This window comes from Micromonospora globbae, assembly GCF_036184225.1.
GTDB lineage: Bacteria > Actinomycetota > Actinomycetes > Mycobacteriales > Micromonosporaceae > Micromonospora > Micromonospora globbae.
Genome location: NZ_CP108084.1, coordinates 5,893,912 through 5,908,558, shown reverse-complemented (window position 1 = coordinate 5,908,558; position 14,647 = coordinate 5,893,912). Strand labels below are relative to the sequence as shown.

The 14,647-nt window shown below is 75.1% G+C and carries 15 protein-coding genes; 4 read left to right on the top strand and 11 right to left on the bottom strand.

Annotated features, from left to right (window positions below; genetic code table 11):
- Nucleotide 1 precedes the first annotated feature (1 nt).
- The 4 genes from OG994_RS26860 to OG994_RS26845 all read right to left on the bottom strand — a co-directional run bounded on the left by OG994_RS26860 (nucleotide 2) and on the right by OG994_RS26845 (nucleotide 4,525).
- Complete coding sequence (locus tag OG994_RS26860; protein ID WP_328851380.1) at nucleotides 2-1,753, bottom strand: hypothetical protein; 1,752 nt, start codon at nucleotides 1,751-1,753, stop codon at nucleotides 2-4.
- A 162-nt stretch (nucleotides 1,754-1,915) separates the two neighbouring features.
- The gene (locus OG994_RS26855; RefSeq protein ID WP_328851379.1) at nucleotides 1,916-2,920 is read right to left on the bottom strand and encodes a glycine betaine ABC transporter substrate-binding protein; all 1,005 of its coding nucleotides are present in this window, start codon (nucleotides 2,918-2,920) and stop codon (nucleotides 1,916-1,918) included.
- A 199-nt stretch (nucleotides 2,921-3,119) separates the two neighbouring features.
- Entirely contained in the window at nucleotides 3,120-3,842 is a 723-nt protein-coding gene (locus tag OG994_RS26850) for an ABC transporter permease (RefSeq protein ID WP_328851378.1), read from the bottom strand.
- Nucleotides 3,839-4,525 (bottom strand): ABC transporter permease, encoded by a 687-nt coding sequence (locus OG994_RS26845; RefSeq protein ID WP_328851377.1) that lies wholly within the window; start codon nucleotides 4,523-4,525, stop codon nucleotides 3,839-3,841. The genes OG994_RS26850 and OG994_RS26845 overlap by 4 nt, the downstream gene beginning before the upstream one ends.
- A 2-nt stretch (nucleotides 4,526-4,527) precedes the next feature.
- Between OG994_RS26845 and OG994_RS26840 the strand changes: the two genes are divergently transcribed.
- Nucleotides 4,528-5,535, top strand: coding sequence for an ABC transporter ATP-binding protein (locus tag OG994_RS26840; protein WP_328851376.1), 1,008 nt, complete (start codon nucleotides 4,528-4,530; stop codon nucleotides 5,533-5,535).
- 95 nt (nucleotides 5,536-5,630) lie between these two features.
- On the opposite strand, the gene OG994_RS26835 is transcribed toward OG994_RS26840, so the two are convergent.
- The 7 genes from OG994_RS26835 to folP all read right to left on the bottom strand — a co-directional run bounded on the left by OG994_RS26835 (nucleotide 5,631) and on the right by folP (nucleotide 10,231).
- Nucleotides 5,631-6,131 (bottom strand): hypothetical protein, encoded by a 501-nt coding sequence (locus OG994_RS26835; protein WP_328851375.1) that lies wholly within the window; start codon nucleotides 6,129-6,131, stop codon nucleotides 5,631-5,633.
- Nucleotides 6,132-6,189: 58 nt separating this feature from the next.
- Nucleotides 6,190-6,498 (bottom strand): hypothetical protein, encoded by a 309-nt coding sequence (locus OG994_RS26830; protein ID WP_120329861.1) that lies wholly within the window; start codon nucleotides 6,496-6,498, stop codon nucleotides 6,190-6,192.
- Between the two features lie 55 nt (nucleotides 6,499-6,553).
- Nucleotides 6,554-7,765: an ABC transporter permease gene (locus OG994_RS26825; protein ID WP_328851374.1), complete on the bottom strand. Its 1,212-nt coding sequence runs from the start codon at nucleotides 7,763-7,765 to the stop codon at nucleotides 6,554-6,556.
- Nucleotides 7,766-7,904: 139 nt separating this feature from the next.
- Nucleotides 7,905-8,444 (bottom strand): DUF3180 domain-containing protein, encoded by a 540-nt coding sequence (locus tag OG994_RS26820; RefSeq protein WP_120329859.1) that lies wholly within the window; start codon nucleotides 8,442-8,444, stop codon nucleotides 7,905-7,907.
- A gap of 19 nt (nucleotides 8,445-8,463) precedes the next feature.
- Nucleotides 8,464-8,991, bottom strand: a complete 528-nt coding sequence (gene folK / locus OG994_RS26815; RefSeq protein ID WP_120329858.1) for a 2-amino-4-hydroxy-6-hydroxymethyldihydropteridine diphosphokinase — start codon at nucleotides 8,989-8,991, stop codon at nucleotides 8,464-8,466.
- Entirely contained in the window at nucleotides 8,988-9,353 is a 366-nt protein-coding gene (folB, locus tag OG994_RS26810) for a dihydroneopterin aldolase (RefSeq protein WP_328851373.1), read from the bottom strand. Before folB ends, folK begins: the two co-directional genes overlap by 4 nt.
- Complete coding sequence (folP, locus tag OG994_RS26805; RefSeq protein ID WP_328851372.1) at nucleotides 9,350-10,231, bottom strand: dihydropteroate synthase; 882 nt, start codon at nucleotides 10,229-10,231, stop codon at nucleotides 9,350-9,352. Before folP ends, folB begins: the two co-directional genes overlap by 4 nt.
- Nucleotides 10,232-10,587: 356 nt before the next feature.
- Here folP and OG994_RS26800 point away from each other — a divergent pair, with 356 nt between their 5' ends.
- Genes OG994_RS26800 through OG994_RS26790 form a run of 3 tightly spaced genes read left to right on the top strand, consistent with a single transcriptional unit; the run spans nucleotide 10,588 to nucleotide 14,646 of the window.
- On the top strand, nucleotides 10,588-10,902 hold the full coding sequence (locus OG994_RS26800; protein ID WP_120329855.1) for a hypothetical protein: 315 nt from the start codon (nucleotides 10,588-10,590) through the stop codon (nucleotides 10,900-10,902).
- Between the two features lie 14 nt (nucleotides 10,903-10,916).
- Complete coding sequence (locus OG994_RS26795) at nucleotides 10,917-11,279, top strand: hypothetical protein (protein ID WP_328851371.1); 363 nt, start codon at nucleotides 10,917-10,919, stop codon at nucleotides 11,277-11,279.
- Nucleotides 11,280-11,328: 49 nt separating this feature from the next.
- Complete coding sequence (locus OG994_RS26790; RefSeq protein WP_328851370.1) at nucleotides 11,329-14,646, top strand: ATP-binding protein; 3,318 nt, start codon at nucleotides 11,329-11,331, stop codon at nucleotides 14,644-14,646.
- Nucleotide 14,647: the final 1 nt, after the last annotated feature.

Here is a 14,647-nt window from a genome sequence, read left to right as displayed (position 1 = left end):
GTCAGCGCCAGCGCGCCCCGCCTCGGGGTGCCTCCTGCGGCGGGTACCCGTGGCGTTCCTCGTCGGCCCGCGGGCGCCGGCCCACCCACTCCGGCTCGGCGTCGGCCGACCGGTGGTCGCGCTGCCGTGGCGGGCGCCACTCGTCCGGCACCGGGACGCCGCCGGAAGGCAGGGCCGGCCGGTCCTCGGGCTCCGCCCAGCCGTCCCGCCGTCCCTCGTCGCCGCGCCCGTACGCCGGGCGTCCCGCGCCCCAGCGGGGCTCGTCCCGGGGCGGCTCGCCCCAGCGGGAGTCCTCCCGGGGCGGCTCGTCGTGCCGCACGGAGGCCCAGCGGTCGGCCACCCGGTACTCGGCGCCGGTGGCGTCCGCGTGCACCTCGGCGCGCCGCTCGCCCATCCGCACCTCCCGGCCCCGGTCGTCGTCGCGGACGGCGGCCCAGCGGTCACCGGCGCGCATCTGCGTCCAGTACTCGCCGGTGTCGTCCGGCCGCGCGGCTGGCCCGCTCCGGGCCGGCTCCGCCGGGTCGGCCCAGCCCCGGTCACCCGGCCCGCCACCGTGGTCCGGCCAGCCGCGCTGGTCGTCCGGAGAGGACCAGGCCGGTTCGTCGCGCCGGCCCGTCCAGGGCCGCTCGTCGCGCGGGGCGTCCCAGCCGGGTTCGTCACGCGGGGCGTCGGACCCGGCCCACGGGCGGTCGTCGCCGTGCCGGGGACGCTCCTCGGGGCCGGCGTGTCCCGGCCAGGGCCGCTCGTCGGGGCCGGCGTGTCCCGGCCAGGGGCGCTCCTCGGGGCCGGCCCACCGGTCGTCGGCTCCGGCCCAGGGCCGCTCCTCGGCGGGTGGCGACCAACCGCCGGCGTACCCGCCGTAGCGGCCGCCGGTCGGCTCGGCCGGCGCACCGTCCACGATGGTGTGCCGGGTGGTGACGTGGACGGTCTCGGTGTGCCGGACCAGTCCGATCGGTCGGGGCGCCGGCTCCCGGTCGTGGTCGCCGGGGCGCGCGCCGTAGAGGCCGGGCTGCGCCGCCGGCGGGCGGTCACCGCCGTAGACACCGGATCCCGCACGGTCGCCGTACGTTCCGCCGGCCGGGCGGTCACCGCCGTACACACCCGAGCCCGCGCGGTCCCCGTACGTCCCGGCAGCCGGACGCTCCGCCCCGTACGTCCCGGCGGGCGGGCGCTCCGCGCCGTGCCGGCCGGCGGCGGGGCGGTCTCCGTGGGCCGGGCCACGACTCGGCACCGGTTCGTCGTCCCGGTCGTCGCGCCCCCAGCGCGGTGCGTCGTCCTCCCGGGCCGCCGCACGGCCCCGCCCCGGCGGGACGTCCTCGTCCACCTCGGCGGCGGGCACCCGGGCCCGACCGGCTCCGGCCGGCTCCTCGGCCGCCCCCACGAGGGCGGCACCGGTGGCGTCGAGCCGCCGGCGGATCGCGGCCACCGCCTCCTGGGCCCGCTGGGCCTGGTCGAGCGCCTGGTTGCCCCGCTGGGCGGCGGCCACGATCTCGCCGCGCAACTCCCGGCGGAGTTGCTCCATCTCGTCGAGCACTTCCTCGACGCGGGCCTGGCCGCCCTCGCCGTCGGCCCGCAGCGCGATCGACAGACCGATCAGCACCACGGCCAGGATGGCGAGCACCGCGGCGAAGCGCAGCGGACCGTTGCCGTCCGCCACGAGCAGGATCAACGCCGCCACCGGCGCCAGCCCGACGCCGATCCAGAAGAGCACCGTCAGCACCGTGCGACTGGGTCGGGTTTCGGGGGCGGGCATGGCTGTGCAGCCTACCGAGAGTTGCGCCGCGTGGGAACGGGCCCAGTGAGGGTGGGCTGCCCCGACATCCGGCTGTGGCCCGCATGCCACCTGCCGGTCACCACACCGCGTCACCGGCGGGCCCCGACCGTGCGGCGCAGGTCGGGGCCCGCCGGTGAGGGCTCAGCTGGCGGCCAGCGCGCCGTCGGAGGAGAGGACCAGCCCCACGCTGGCGCTCCCGGTCTTCAGCGCGTTCTTGGTCTGCGGGCCGCCCGCGTCCAGCGAGCTGAACGAGCCGGCCGTGAAGCGGTAGACCTCGACGAGGCCGGCCTGGCACTTCGGACGCTGCGGGCACTCCGGCGGCCCGGCCAGCACCGTCGCCTGACCCGAGCACTTGGCGGCCAGATCCGACAGGGTGCGGACGCCGTACTTGTCGGCGAACGCCGTGGTGACCGCGAACGCGTTCTGGTCCTGCGCGGCCGAGGGCGTGCCGAACGTGATGCCCACCTTGTCGCCGGTCGCCTTCAGCGCCGCCACGGTCTTCTCCAGGTCGGGCGAGGAGACCGGTGCCGCACCCTGGCCGTTGACCTTGGTGTTGAGGAACTCCGCCATCGTCGCCGCGTACTCCGGGACGACCTGGATCTCGCCCTTCTCCAGGGCCGGCTCGTAGAGCTCCCGGTTGCCGATCTGCTGCACCCGCACCTGGTAGCCGGCGGCGGTGAGCGCGATCCGGTAGAGCTCGGCGAGCGTCTCGCTCTCGCTGAAGTTGCCCGCGCCGACCACGATCTCACCGCCGGGGCCCTTCGCGATCCCAGACGTGAGGCCGGCGGCCGAGGCGAACTCCTCGGCGGCCGCCTTCGGCGTCTTGCGGTCGACGTCGACCGCCTTGTTGAGCTGGATGAGCTTGGGCGTGTCCAGCGCCGCGGAGACCTTGTCGAGCGCGGCGATCACCTGTGGCTGCGCCGCGTCGACGTTGACCGCCGGGATGATGTTGTCGCTGTTCTGGAGCTTCTTGTCGTCCTCGAGGACCACCAGTTGGTCACCGGCGACGGGCGCGCAGCCCGCCCCGCTCGCCGCCTGCTGCGGTGCCTCGGTGCCCGAGGAGCCCGCGTCGCCGCAGCCGGTCAGCAGCCCGGCGGCGGTGAGGGCCGCCGCCGCGCCGACGGCCAGCCGTGTACGTGCGTGCATCGTGCCCGCCTTCCGTGTCCCGGCGCGACCCGTTCCGGGCCGGCCGCGTGTCCGACGGGCGATCCTGTGATCGGCCGCCCGCGATTTCCCACCCAACATCCTCCAGAGGGGTACGACAACCGCTGGGGAGCTTCGTCACCGGATCGTCATGGCGTACGTCACTTCCGGTGGGCGCGGCCCGACCGGCGCACCTGGGCCCTCAGCCCCCGGTCACCGCGTCGGCGGCCCGGCGGTTCGCACCCCGGCGGGCGGCACGCAGCGGACGCGGCGTGACGAGCCGTTCGACCAGCGCCAGCACGATCTCGACCAGCACGGCGAGCCCGGCCACGAGCACGCCACCGGCGAGGATCTGCCCGCCACCGGCCGCGATGTCCAGCCCGAACCCGGCCCGGATGATCTGGCCCAGCCCGCCGCCGTTGACGAACGACGCGAGCGCCGCGGTCGCCACCACCTGCACGGCGGCCGTACGGAACCCGGCCGCCAGGTACGGCACGGCCAGCGGCAGTTCCACCCGGCGCAGCACCTGCCGGCCGGACAGCCCCATCCCCCGCGCGGCGTCCCGGGCCTCGGGGTCCGCCTGACGCACCCCCGTGTACGCGTTGGCGAGCAGCGGCGGCACCGCGAAGACGGCCAGCGCCACGATCACCGAGGGCCGGCCGAAGCCGAGGAAGGTCAGCGGAAGGATGGTCAGCAGCGCCAGCGTCGGGATGGCGAGCGTGACGTTCGCCACCATGACCACCAGCCCGCCGCCCCGCCCGGTGTGGCCGAGCCAGAGGCCGATCGGCCAGGCGACCAGGCAGCCCAACGCCACGGCGGCGGCGCTGAGGACGAGGTGCTCGCCGAGCCGGTCGAGGATGCCGCCCGGGTTGGTCCAGTTCAGCGGGTCGTTGAGCCAGACGATCGCCTGCCCGATCACACTCACGACGACCTCCGGGCGAGCCACGGGGTGAGCAGCCGGCCGACCCCCGCGAGGACCAGGTCCAGCACGAGGGCCAGCAGGACGCAGAGCAGCGTCCCCGTCATGATCTGCGCCTTGTAGAAGTTGTTCTGGAAGCCCGCGAAGATCAACTGGCCGAGCCCGCCGCGACCGATGACGACGCCGACCGTGACGAGCGCCACGGTCGAGACGGTGGCCAGCCGCAGACCGGTGAGGATGCCCGGCAGGGCGAGCGGGAGGTCGATCCGGAACAGCCGCGCCCACCGGCCGTACCCCATGCCCTCCGCCGCCTCCCGGACCTCGGGAGGCACCTGGGTCAACCCGGCGATCGCGTTGCGGACGATCACCAGCAGGGCGTAGAGCACCACCACGCTGAGCACGGTGACCGCGCCGATGCCCAGGTAGGGTGCGATGAACGCGAAGAGGGCCAGCGACGGGATGGTGTAGAACACGCCCGTGATCGCGAGGATCGGGCCGGCGAGCGGGCGGAACCAGTACGCCGCCACCGCCAGCGGCACCGCGATGAGGGCGGCGATCAGCACGGCGCGGGCGGTCAGCCAGGTGTGCTCGCGCAGCGCGGCGAGGAGCGTGTCAGAGTTGTCCCGCACGTACTGCCAGGAGAACCAGGGATTGCCCGGGTCGGCCCGGTAGCTCAGGCGGAAGGACATACGTGGACGTTACCCCGGAGGCCCCCGGCACCGGCGGGCGCGCGACCGGCGGTGAGCGGCGCGCGGCGTCGATCGCGCTGGAGGGCGTACGCAAGCGCTACCCGGACGGGACCGAGGCCGTACGCGAGCTGAGCCTCGACGTCAAGGCCGGCGAGCTGGTCGTGCTGATCGGCCCGTCCGGCTGCGGCAAGTCCACGGTGCTCCGGATGATCAACCGGATGATCGAGCCCACCGGGGGCCGGATCCTCCTCGGCGACGAGGACGTGACCCGCGTCGACCCGGTACGCCTGCGGCGGCGCATCGGCTACGTCATCCAGAACGTCGGCCTCTTCCCGCACCAGACCGTCCGGGCCAACGTCGCGACCGTCCCCCGGCTGGTCGGCTGGTCCCGCGACCGCGTACGCGGGCGGGTGGACGAGCTGCTGGAGCTCGTCGGCCTCGACCCGGGCACGTTCGCCGGCCGCTACCCGCACGAGCTGTCCGGCGGGCAGCGGCAGCGGGTCGGCGTGGCCCGGGCGCTCGCCGCCGACCCGGTGGTGCTGCTGATGGACGAGCCGTTCTCGGCCGTCGACCCGATCGTCCGCACCCGGTTGCAGGAGGAGTTCCTGCGGTTGCAGGCCGAGGTGCGCAAGACGATCGTGCTGGTCACCCACGACCTCGACGAGGCGGTGCGGCTCGGCGACCGGATCGCGGTGCTCTCCGAGGGCGGCCACCTGGAGCAGTACGACACCCCGGCCGCCGTGCTGGGCGCGCCGGCCACCCCGTTCGTCCGCGAGTTCGTCGGCGCGGACCGCGGCATCCGCCGGCTGGTGGTCACGCCGCTGCGCCGGGAGATGCTCGAACCGGTGCCCGCGCACGACGCGCCGGCCGGCCCGGCCGTGCCCCTGGGCGGCTCGGCGTACGACGCGCTCGCCGCGCTGCTCACCTCGGACGCGCAGCGGGTGGTGGTGACCGACGGCGGCCAGCCGGTCGGGACGCTCGACCGGCAGCGCCTGTTCGAACTCATGTGAGCGGGGGGCGGTTGCTTCTCCGGTCGCGGAGGAGCGGCCGCCGGTGCGTCAGCTCAGGTGCGACGGTTCGGGCGCGGCGGCGCAGGTGTGGCGGCTCAGGCGCGGCCGCCGAGGCTGGCGGTGCCGACGACCCAGCCCGTGAGGAGGCCGTAGCTGCCGCCCTTCCCGGCCGTCTGCAACGCGCCGAGCATCGACGGCTCCGGCCCGAGCACCACGGCGACCAGGCCCGCGAGGCCGCCGGCCAGCACGTACGCCGCCCAGCCGGAGAAGAACTGGCTGAGCCCTCCCGGCACCCGGGCCGCCTGCCCGGCGGGCAGCAGGTAGAGCAGGGCCGCCGCGAAGATCACCAGCAGGATGGCCCGCAGGTCGGCCGCGAGCACCCCGCCGGCCTGGTCGGCGGCGTCGAACCGCCAGGCCGGCCAGGCGAGCACCCGCAGGTACCAGCCGCCGGCGGAGTTCGGGTCGGTGTGGGTGCCGGCCCAGCCGACGTACGCCGGGCAGCCGCCGACGGCGACGAGCACGAACGCGGCGAGCGCCCCCGTGCCGGCGGCCGTGCCGTACCGGCGGAGCGCACCCGTGGTGTTGGTGGGCGCCATGATGCTGTCCGTTCCCGGCCCGCCGTGGCGGCGGGCGGATGTGCGTGTGCCGGCCCGGTCAGTGCTTCATGAGGTAGTCGATGAAGGCGGCCCGCAGCAGCGGCGCCGACTCCTCGTAGCCGTGACCGGTCAGCTCCCGCCACAGGGCGGCGGCCTCGTCGACGGTCGGCCCGACGGAGTTCGGGGCGCCGTCGAGCACCGTGGCCTCGTCGGCGTTCGGCAGGTGCCGGAGCACCGACCAGAAGAAGCCCACGTCGCGCCGCTCCCGGGCCAGCGCGAAGGCCCGCTCCCGCAGTTCCTCGGTGGAGAGGGCGTCCAGCTCCTCGAACGATCGGCCGCCGGCGGGGGTGGCAGGTGTCTCGGTCATGCCGCCGAGCCTAACCGTCGAGATCACTCCCGGCCCGTCGGACGTGGCGTCGGACTCACCGGCCGTCGTCCCAGCGGCGCGGCTCGGTCTCCCAGCGGGACGACCGCCACGGGTCCATCGGGGAGTCGGTGGCGGGCGTGGGCAGCGTGGGCGGCCAGTCCTCGACCGGTCCGGACCCGTGCACCGCCCAGCCGGAGCTGAGCGGACCGTCGCCGGCCGGCTCCGGGGCCTCCGGCGCCGGGGATCCCGGGCGCCCGAACCGCTCGACCAGCCGGGTAACCACCAGCCCTACCCCGAGCGCCACGGCGCCGACCGCCCAGCGGCTCACCGTCCAGTCCCGCGCCTGCGCGTACGCGAGGAACGCCGACGTCAGGCCGACCGCGAACAGGGTGCCGAAGATCCCGCCGCGGCGGCCGTACGCGCTCGTGCCCGCGAGCAGCGCCACGCCGACGGCGAGCACCGTCCAGTCGAGGCCGGCGGTGGGGGCCACCGGCCCGGTGCCGTTCGCCGCGATGAGCACCCCGGCCAGCATGGCGAGCACGGTCGAGCCGACGAGCGCGGCCGAGGTGACCACCGCGGCCACCGCCCCTCGCCGCCGGGCCGGGTCGGCGACCGGGCGGAACCGGCCGACGAGCCGCCGGACGGCACGGATGGCGCCGAACAGGCCGCCGAGCACGGCCACCGCCGCGAATCCGGCGCAGAGGTAGTACGCGTGCCGGCGCGGGTCGTACTCGCCCTGGACGAGGACCGGTTCGGCGCGGCGTTCGATGTACACGACGACGCCGGCCGCCCCGGCCAGGCTGGCCGCCCAGCCGGGCACGTGCAGCACCACGACGGCCAGCGCCAGCAGCAGCCCGGCCACGGCGGCGACCAGGGCCGCCGGGGCGACGGCGGCCACCACGCCACGGTCACCCTGCTCGGCGAAGTGCAGCGCCGCCGCGACGGCGACCGGCCCGATCGCCAGGTTCACGGCGGCGGTGCGCAGGCTCAGCCCGGCGGCGAGGACGAGCAGACCGAGCGCGACGACGTCGACCAGGAGCGACCGCAGGCCGGCGCCGCGCAGGACGTCCGGCGCGTCCCGCCAGAGCAGCCAGCCGAGTACGGCGAGGCCCACCAGCAGCACGACCTCCCAGCCGATGTGCACGCCGACGCGGTCCCGGCCCGGCTCACCGTGGTTCGGGTCGTCGAAGACGTTCTCGAGGACGGCGGCGGGTACCCCGGACGAGGGCTCGACGGACGTGTTCCGGCCCGGTTCGTCGTACCCCATGGCGCCTCCCCTGGCCGGCCGTCCAGGTCCGACGTTCGGCGGACCGACGGGGGCCGATGCTCTCCGGTCGGAGGCACGGTACTCGCGTGGCGAGCCGCACGTAACCCCCTGGCCAGCGCCGTGCCCCTCCCGGAGGCGGTCAGCGCTGGCCCGGGCGGCTCTCCCGGTCCTCGGGCTCGCGCTCGTCCTCCGGGCGTTCCGGCACCCGGCAGGACCGTTCGAGCCACAGGGCGGCGGCGACCAGTGCCAGCGACGCGAGCAGGCCGGCGCCCGCGGGCACCCGGTCCTCGGTGGCGGCGCGGGTGGACTCGACGAAGAGCCAGGCGGTCAACCCCGCGTAGAACCCGGCGAAGATGGCGCCGGCCAGCGAGGACGCCTTGGCGAGCACCACGAACCGGGCGACCATCAGCGGGTTGACGGCGGGACGCCCGGGCCGGCGCTCGATGCGCCCGCGGGTGTTGACCGCCGCGTACCCCTCGAGCACGGCGAGCCCGGCCAGCGTGACCACGGGCAGCCAGGGAAGCCGGGGGATGCCGGAGTAGTAGAAGCTGCTGATGAGCAACCAGGCCGCCGCGGCGGCGGCCAGACCGGCCACCACGAGGGTGGAGATCCGGGTCGGGCCCATCCGCGCGCGGTCCGGGCCCGTCCCGCCCGGGGGCGGGGACTGCGCCTGCGTCATGCCGGCCGGCTCCGCTGGGTCATGCCGTCGACTCTATCTCCAGATCCGGACGGGGGCGCAGTTCCTGCGCGTCGGCGGCCACCGGGCCGGCGACCAGCAGGTCGGTGAGCCAGCCGTGGCCGGGCAGCCGGCCGTACGGCTGGATGTCGATCCACGGCCGCAGCACGAACGCCCGCAGGTGGGCGCGGGGGTGCGGGAGGGTCAGCTCGGGGTCGTCGCTCCGCACCGGCTGGTCGTCGTCCCCCCAGACCGCGATGACGTCCACGTCGAGGGTGCGCGGCCCGTACCGTCGCTCCGGGTCGCGGGTCCGGCCGGCCGCGCGCTCCGCGGCCCGCGCCCGCTCCAGCCAGTCGTACGGCGTCGCGGCGGGGTCCTCGGCGAGCACCACGGCGTTGAGGTACGCGGGCTGGTCCGGGTCGCCCCACGGCGGCGTCTCGTACACACCGGACACGAGCCGCACGGTGTCGCCCAGCACGGCGACCGCGGAGCGCAGGTGGGCCAACCGGTCGCCGAGGTTGCTGCCGAGGGAGAGGACGGCGCGGGTCACCGGGCACGCGTCCGGGTCATGGTGACGGCCACGTCGGTGAAGGTGTGCGGCACCGGCGCCTCCGGCTTGTGCACGGTGACCGTGGCGCTCACCACCCGGGGGTCGGCGAGGCAGACGTCGAGCAGCCGGTCGGCGAGCGTCTCGATGAGGTTGACCGGCTCGCCGCCGACCACGGCGACGAGGTGCTCGGCCAGTTCGCCGTAGTGGACGGTGTCGGCCACGTCGTCCGAGCGCGCGGCGGGGCCGAGGTCCAGGTCGAGCGCCACGTCCACGACGAAGTCCTGTCCGTTCACGCGTTCGAAGTCGTACACCCCGTGCCGTCCCCGCACCCGCAGGCCGGTCAGGGTGATCCGGTCGGTCACGCCTCCCCCTTCCGTACGGCCGCGCCGGCGGTGGCCGCCGGGACGAGGCGCGGGCTGCCCGTGGCCCGCCAGACGGCGAGCGCGTCGACCGTGGCGCGGACGTCGTGCACGCGTACGCCCCAGGCGCCGGCGGCCACGGCGAGCACGCTGGTGGCCACGGTGGCCGCCTCCCGCCCGTCGGTCGGTCGCGGTGTCCCGTCGGGCGCGGCGAGCAGCCGCCCCAGGTACGACTTGCGGCTCGCGCCGAACAGCAGCGGGTAGCCGAGGTCGAGCAACTCGGGCAGGCGGGCGCTGAGCTGCCAGTTGTGCTCGGCGGTCTTGGCGAAGCCGAGCCCCGGGTCGACGACGATGCGGTCGGCGGACACCCCCGCGCGGAGCGCGTCGTCGACGCGCTGGGCCAGTTCGGCCCGGACGTCGGTGACCACGTCGCCGTAGACGGCCAGCTCGCGCATGGCACGCGAGTGCCCGCGCCAGTGCATGAGCACCCACGGGCAGCCGGCGTCACGCACGACCCGGGCCATGTCCGGGTCGGCCAGCCCGCCGGAGACGTCGTTGACCACCGCCGCACCGGCGGCCAGGGCCGCCTCGGCGACCCGGGCCCGGGTCGTGTCGATGCTGACCGGCACGCCCGCGGCGGCCAGCTCGCGGATGACCGGGAGCACCCGGCCGATCTCGGTGTCGGCGTCCACCCGGTCCGCGCCCGGCCGGGTGGACTCGCCTCCCACGTCGACGAGCTGCGCGCCGTCGTCGCGCAGACGGACGCCGTGTCCGACGGCGGCGTCGAGGTCGGCGTACCGTCCGCCGTCGGAGAAGGAGTCGGGCGTGACGTTGAGGACGCCCATCACCACCGGGGCCGGGGCCCGTACCAGATCGGTCACGACTAGACCGTACCGGTCCTCGTCGGGGCCTCCCGCGTCCCGGGTGGCGCCCGACCACAACGCCCCTGACATGCGGATTGGAACAGGTGTACGATCGGTCGTCCAGGTCGGATCGGGCAGTCTCTTCGCGGCTTGTCGCATTCCGGGGCGGCCCGTACGCTGTGGAATTGCCCAGCATCGAGATGGCGAGGTGTGGAGGGAGGGCCGAAGCGGGAACAATCCGCCCAAATCTCACCACCCTCCGTGGTGAGTAACGAACGCAGGGTCAAGACGCTGCGCCCGAACACGCACATTTCCCGCCACGCTCACCCACTGCACCGCCGCGGCGCCGCCGGCCGCGATTTGGGGAGGTTTCAGTGATCGCCATCGAGCTCATGGAGACGGCGTCGTCCGGCGTCGCCCACGCGCTCTCGACCCTGGCGTCGACTCCACTCGCCGAGCCGGCGCCGAAGGGCATCGACACCGAGGGTGTCGTCACGTTCTTCGCCAGCAAGATCGCGCCGATCCTGCTCGCCGTCCTCGGCGTCATCTTCATCGGCCGAGCCAGCCGCGGCGAGATCTCCAAGGTGTTGACCAGCTCCGCCATCGCGATCGTCGGGCTGGCCTTCATCGCCGGCGCGGCGACACTGTTCTTCGTCGGCGACTACCTGATCGACCTGATCTTCGAATAGGGCGCGGGCACGACATGCGGCTGCGCACCGACGACGACATCTACCGGGCACGCCTGGTCTACCTCGGGCCGCCCGGCTACACCCTTCCCGTCCACCTCCCGTACGCCCAGTACGGGCTCTTCATGCTGCTCGTCCCCCTCTACATGTTCATCCACTGGCTGTTCACGTTCCAGGTCGAGCTCTTCCCCGCGTGGGAGATCGCGCTCGCCATCGTGACCACGTCATTCGTCTTCCGGCACGTCGACCCGGACCGGCCGGCGCGGGCGGTCATCCGCACCGCGCTGACCGACTGGCGACGCACCCGGGAGCCCGCCACCGAGCAGCGCGACCCCCGCCTGGCCGGCAGCGGGATCAGGATCCGGGAGGAACTGGCATGACCGGGCGTACGCCGACGGGGCGGTCACACGACGCGGGTGAGGCGGTCGCATGAGTCGCTCTTCCACGCCGGGTTCCCCGGCCGGCCGTCCGGCCGCGCCGGGTGGTCACCGAGCGCGTTCGTTTGACTACGCAGAAGCCGACGAGCTGGACGAGGCGACCCTCGACCCGGCCCTCGCCACCTCGCCCGGGCACGGCGGGGTGGGGGTCTTCCAGGCGCCCCGGCCGGTCGTGCGACGCACCCCGCCGGGCGCACCGTCGTCGCGCCTGCCGGACCAGACCTCGACGGGTACGGAGAGCCACGACATCGACTCGCCGTTCCTCGACCTCTTCGGATCCCCGCGCCCCGGCTCGGCCCGTCCGCTCGCGCCACCGCGCGACGCCGAGCGCGACCACCCGTCCATCCCGCAGCAGCCGGCCGCGGTCGACCCGCCGTCCGCCGCCGGGCCGGCCGCCCCGCGCCTGCCCACGGCCGGCCGTGAGCGGCCCCCGGCGGCGCCGCCGGCGCTCGGCCCGGCTCCCGAGCACGCCGAGCCCACCGTGCGGTCGCGGGTGCCCCACCAGGCCGGTGACCGGCTGCCGGTGCGGCGGCCCCCGGTCGACCCCGAGCCGGTCGCGCCGTCGCGGAGCACGCCGGCACCGGCCGGTCCGCCCGTCACCGAGGCCGAGCCGGTGCCCGAACTCCGGCGGCCGGTGGAACGCGAACCGGCGCGGGCGCCCGGGCGGGAGGTCGTGCCACCCCGGCAGCGCGCCGTGGAGCGGCGGAACAAGCCGGTCAAGCCGGTCCGGGTGAAGCCACCGAAGATCAAGTTCGGCGACCGCGACCCGTCCGTCGAACTGGCGATCACCGAGATCGCCGGCCACCTGACCTTCACCCCGAACACCGTCACCGCCTGGTACTGGCTGCCCGAGGTGCGGTGGGCGTTCCGGCCGGACGCCGAGCGCGAGGCCCTGCTGTCGGCGATCGCCGAACAGTATGCGGGCCTCGCCGGCTTCCGGCTGCACCTGCGGCGCACCACCCGGCCGTTCCCCGCCGACGAGTGGGCCCGCACCCTCGACGCGCACACCGTCGCCCCGCTGCCCGACGTGCCCGGCACACCGAGCTGGGCCGACCACCTGGTCGCCGCACAACGGCACCTGATGTCGGTGAACCACGCCGAAGGGCAGACGTACCTCGGTGTCACCTTCGCCCGCCGCTCCCTCGGCGACTCGCTGAGCGAGCGGCTGCTCCGCGTGTTCGGCCGCGGAGTGGCCGAGGCCGAGCGCCGCCGGTTGGGCCGGACGGTCGAGCAGTTCGACGAGGTGCTCGGCGCGTTCGGCATGCGCGGCCGCCGGGTGACCGCCGAGGAGCTGGAGTGGCTCCTCTACCGCTCGGTGGCGCTCTGCATGTCACCGCCCGGGGCGCTCTCCCCGGTGACCGACGGCCGGTGGGAACGCGGCGACCTGCTCGCCCTCACCGAGCAGGTCGAGCGCTACCGGACGCCGTACGGCTCCACGGTGAAGCTGGTCAACCGGATGACCGGCGAGGAACGGCACGTGGCGGTGCTGGCCGTGGGCCGGATGGAGCCGCTGGAGATCCCCGAACGGCACGAGCCCTGGCTGCACTTCCACGAGCGCCTGCCCTGGCCGATGGAGCTGTCCACCCGGGTCGACATCCTGGGCCCGAACGACTCCTTCCGGAACCTCGAGCACCGCCTCCGGATGATCCGCTCCCAGCAGCTCGACTACGCCGAGCACGGCATCGACGCCCCGCCGGAGCTGGAGCGGCTCGCCAAGCGGGCGCTCGTGATCGGCGACGAGATGACGACCGGGCTGCCGGTCGACTCGGCGCGGGCGCACGGCTGGCACCGGATCGCCGTGGGCGGCCGGACCCGGGAGGAGTGCCTGGAGCGCGCCCGGCGGCTCATCCAGCTCTACTCCCGGGAACTGCGCATCTCGCTGCAACACCCGAAGAACCAGGACTGGCTGGCGCGCGAGTTCATCCCCGGTGAGCCCATCGCCAACACCGGATACGTCCGCCGCATGCCGGTGTCCCTCCTCGCCGCCGCGCTGCCGCAGGCGGCGTCCACCGTCGGCGACCGGCGCGGCGACCTGATCGGCCGCACCTCGGGCACCTGCCGGCGGCCCGTCTTCCTGGACCTGCACTACCCCATGGAGGTCCGCGAGCGGTCCGGGCTCGCCGTCTTCGTGGCCGAGCCGGGCGGCGGCAAGTCGACCCTGCTCGGCGCGCTCGGCTACCTGGCGGCCCGGCGGGGCGTCCAGGTGACGCTGCTCGACCCGTCCGGCCCGCTCGCCCGCCTGTGCGCCATGCCGGAGCTGAAGCCCTACGCCCGGGTGCTGAACCTGACCGGTTCGGAACACGGCACCCTGGCGCCGTACGCGCTCATCCCGACGCCGCGACGCAGCGAGTTCGGCACCGGCGCGACCGGTGACCGGGAGTTCGAGATCGCGATCTCCAACGCGCGGGCCGAGCGGCGGATGCTGGTGCAGGACATCTGCATGATGCTCGTGCCGCCGCAGGTGGCCCGCGAGGCGTCCACCGCCACGCTGTTCCGGCACGCCGTACGCCAGGTGCCGGCCGAGGAGACGTCCACCCTGGACGACGTGGTGACCACGCTCAGCCAGCTCGACGACGACGCCGGCCGGGAACTCGCGAACCTCCTGCTCGACACCGCCGAGATGCCGTTGGCGATGCTCTTCTTCGGCCGGCCGCCGGAGGGCATGCTCGGGCCGGACGCGGCGCTCACCGTCATCACCATGGCCGGCCTCCGCCTGCCCGATCTCAAGATCGAGCGCGAGTACTGGTCGGCCGAGGAGGCGCTCGCCCTGCCGATGCTGCACACGGCGCATCGGCTCGCGGTACGCCGCTGCTACGGCGGCTCGATGTCCTCCCGGAAGCTGGTGGGCCTCGACGAGGCGCACTTCATGGAGGGCTGGCGCTCCGGCCGGTCCTTCCTCGTCCGCCTCGCCCGGGACTCCCGCAAGTGGAACCTCGCGGCGCTCGTCGCCTCCCAGAACCCGCGCGACATCCTCGGCCTCGACGTGCAGAACCTCGTCTCGACCGTCTTCGTCGGCCGCATCGCCGAGGACAACGAGATCGCCTCCGAGGCGCTCCGGCTGCTGCGGGTGCCGGTCAACGACGGGTACGAGGCCACCCTCGCCACACTCTCCACCGCCGACGCCACATCGGCCACCCGGCTCGGCTTCCGCGAGTTCGTCATGCGCGACGTCGACGGGCGGGTCCAGAAGGTCCGGGTGGACGTGTCGTACGTCGACGGGCTGCTGGACCACCTCGACACCACGCCCGCCGCCATCGCCGCGGCGGCCGGTGTGCTGCCGAGCGTCCCCCTGCCGGATCTGGAGGCGTGAC

Coding starts and splice junctions, on each gene's coding strand:
- OG994_RS26860 (WP_328851380.1), bottom strand. CDS start 1,753: ATGCCCGCCCCCGAAACCCGACCCAGTCGCACGGTGCTGACGGTGCTC.
- OG994_RS26855 (WP_328851379.1), bottom strand. CDS start 2,920: ATGCACGCACGTACACGGCTGGCCGTCGGCGCGGCGGCGGCCCTCACC.
- OG994_RS26845 (WP_328851377.1), bottom strand. CDS start 4,525: ATGTCCTTCCGCCTGAGCTACCGGGCCGACCCGGGCAATCCCTGGTTC.
- OG994_RS26835 (WP_328851375.1), bottom strand. CDS start 6,131: ATGGCGCCCACCAACACCACGGGTGCGCTCCGCCGGTACGGCACGGCC.
- OG994_RS26830 (WP_120329861.1), bottom strand. CDS start 6,498: ATGACCGAGACACCTGCCACCCCCGCCGGCGGCCGATCGTTCGAGGAG.
- OG994_RS26825 (WP_328851374.1), bottom strand. CDS start 7,765: ATGGGGTACGACGAACCGGGCCGGAACACGTCCGTCGAGCCCTCGTCC.
- OG994_RS26820 (WP_120329859.1), bottom strand. CDS start 8,444: ATGACGCAGGCGCAGTCCCCGCCCCCGGGCGGGACGGGCCCGGACCGC.
- OG994_RS26795 (WP_328851371.1), top strand. CDS start 10,917: ATGCGGCTGCGCACCGACGACGACATCTACCGGGCACGCCTGGTCTAC.
- OG994_RS26790 (WP_328851370.1), top strand. CDS start 11,329: ATGAGTCGCTCTTCCACGCCGGGTTCCCCGGCCGGCCGTCCGGCCGCG.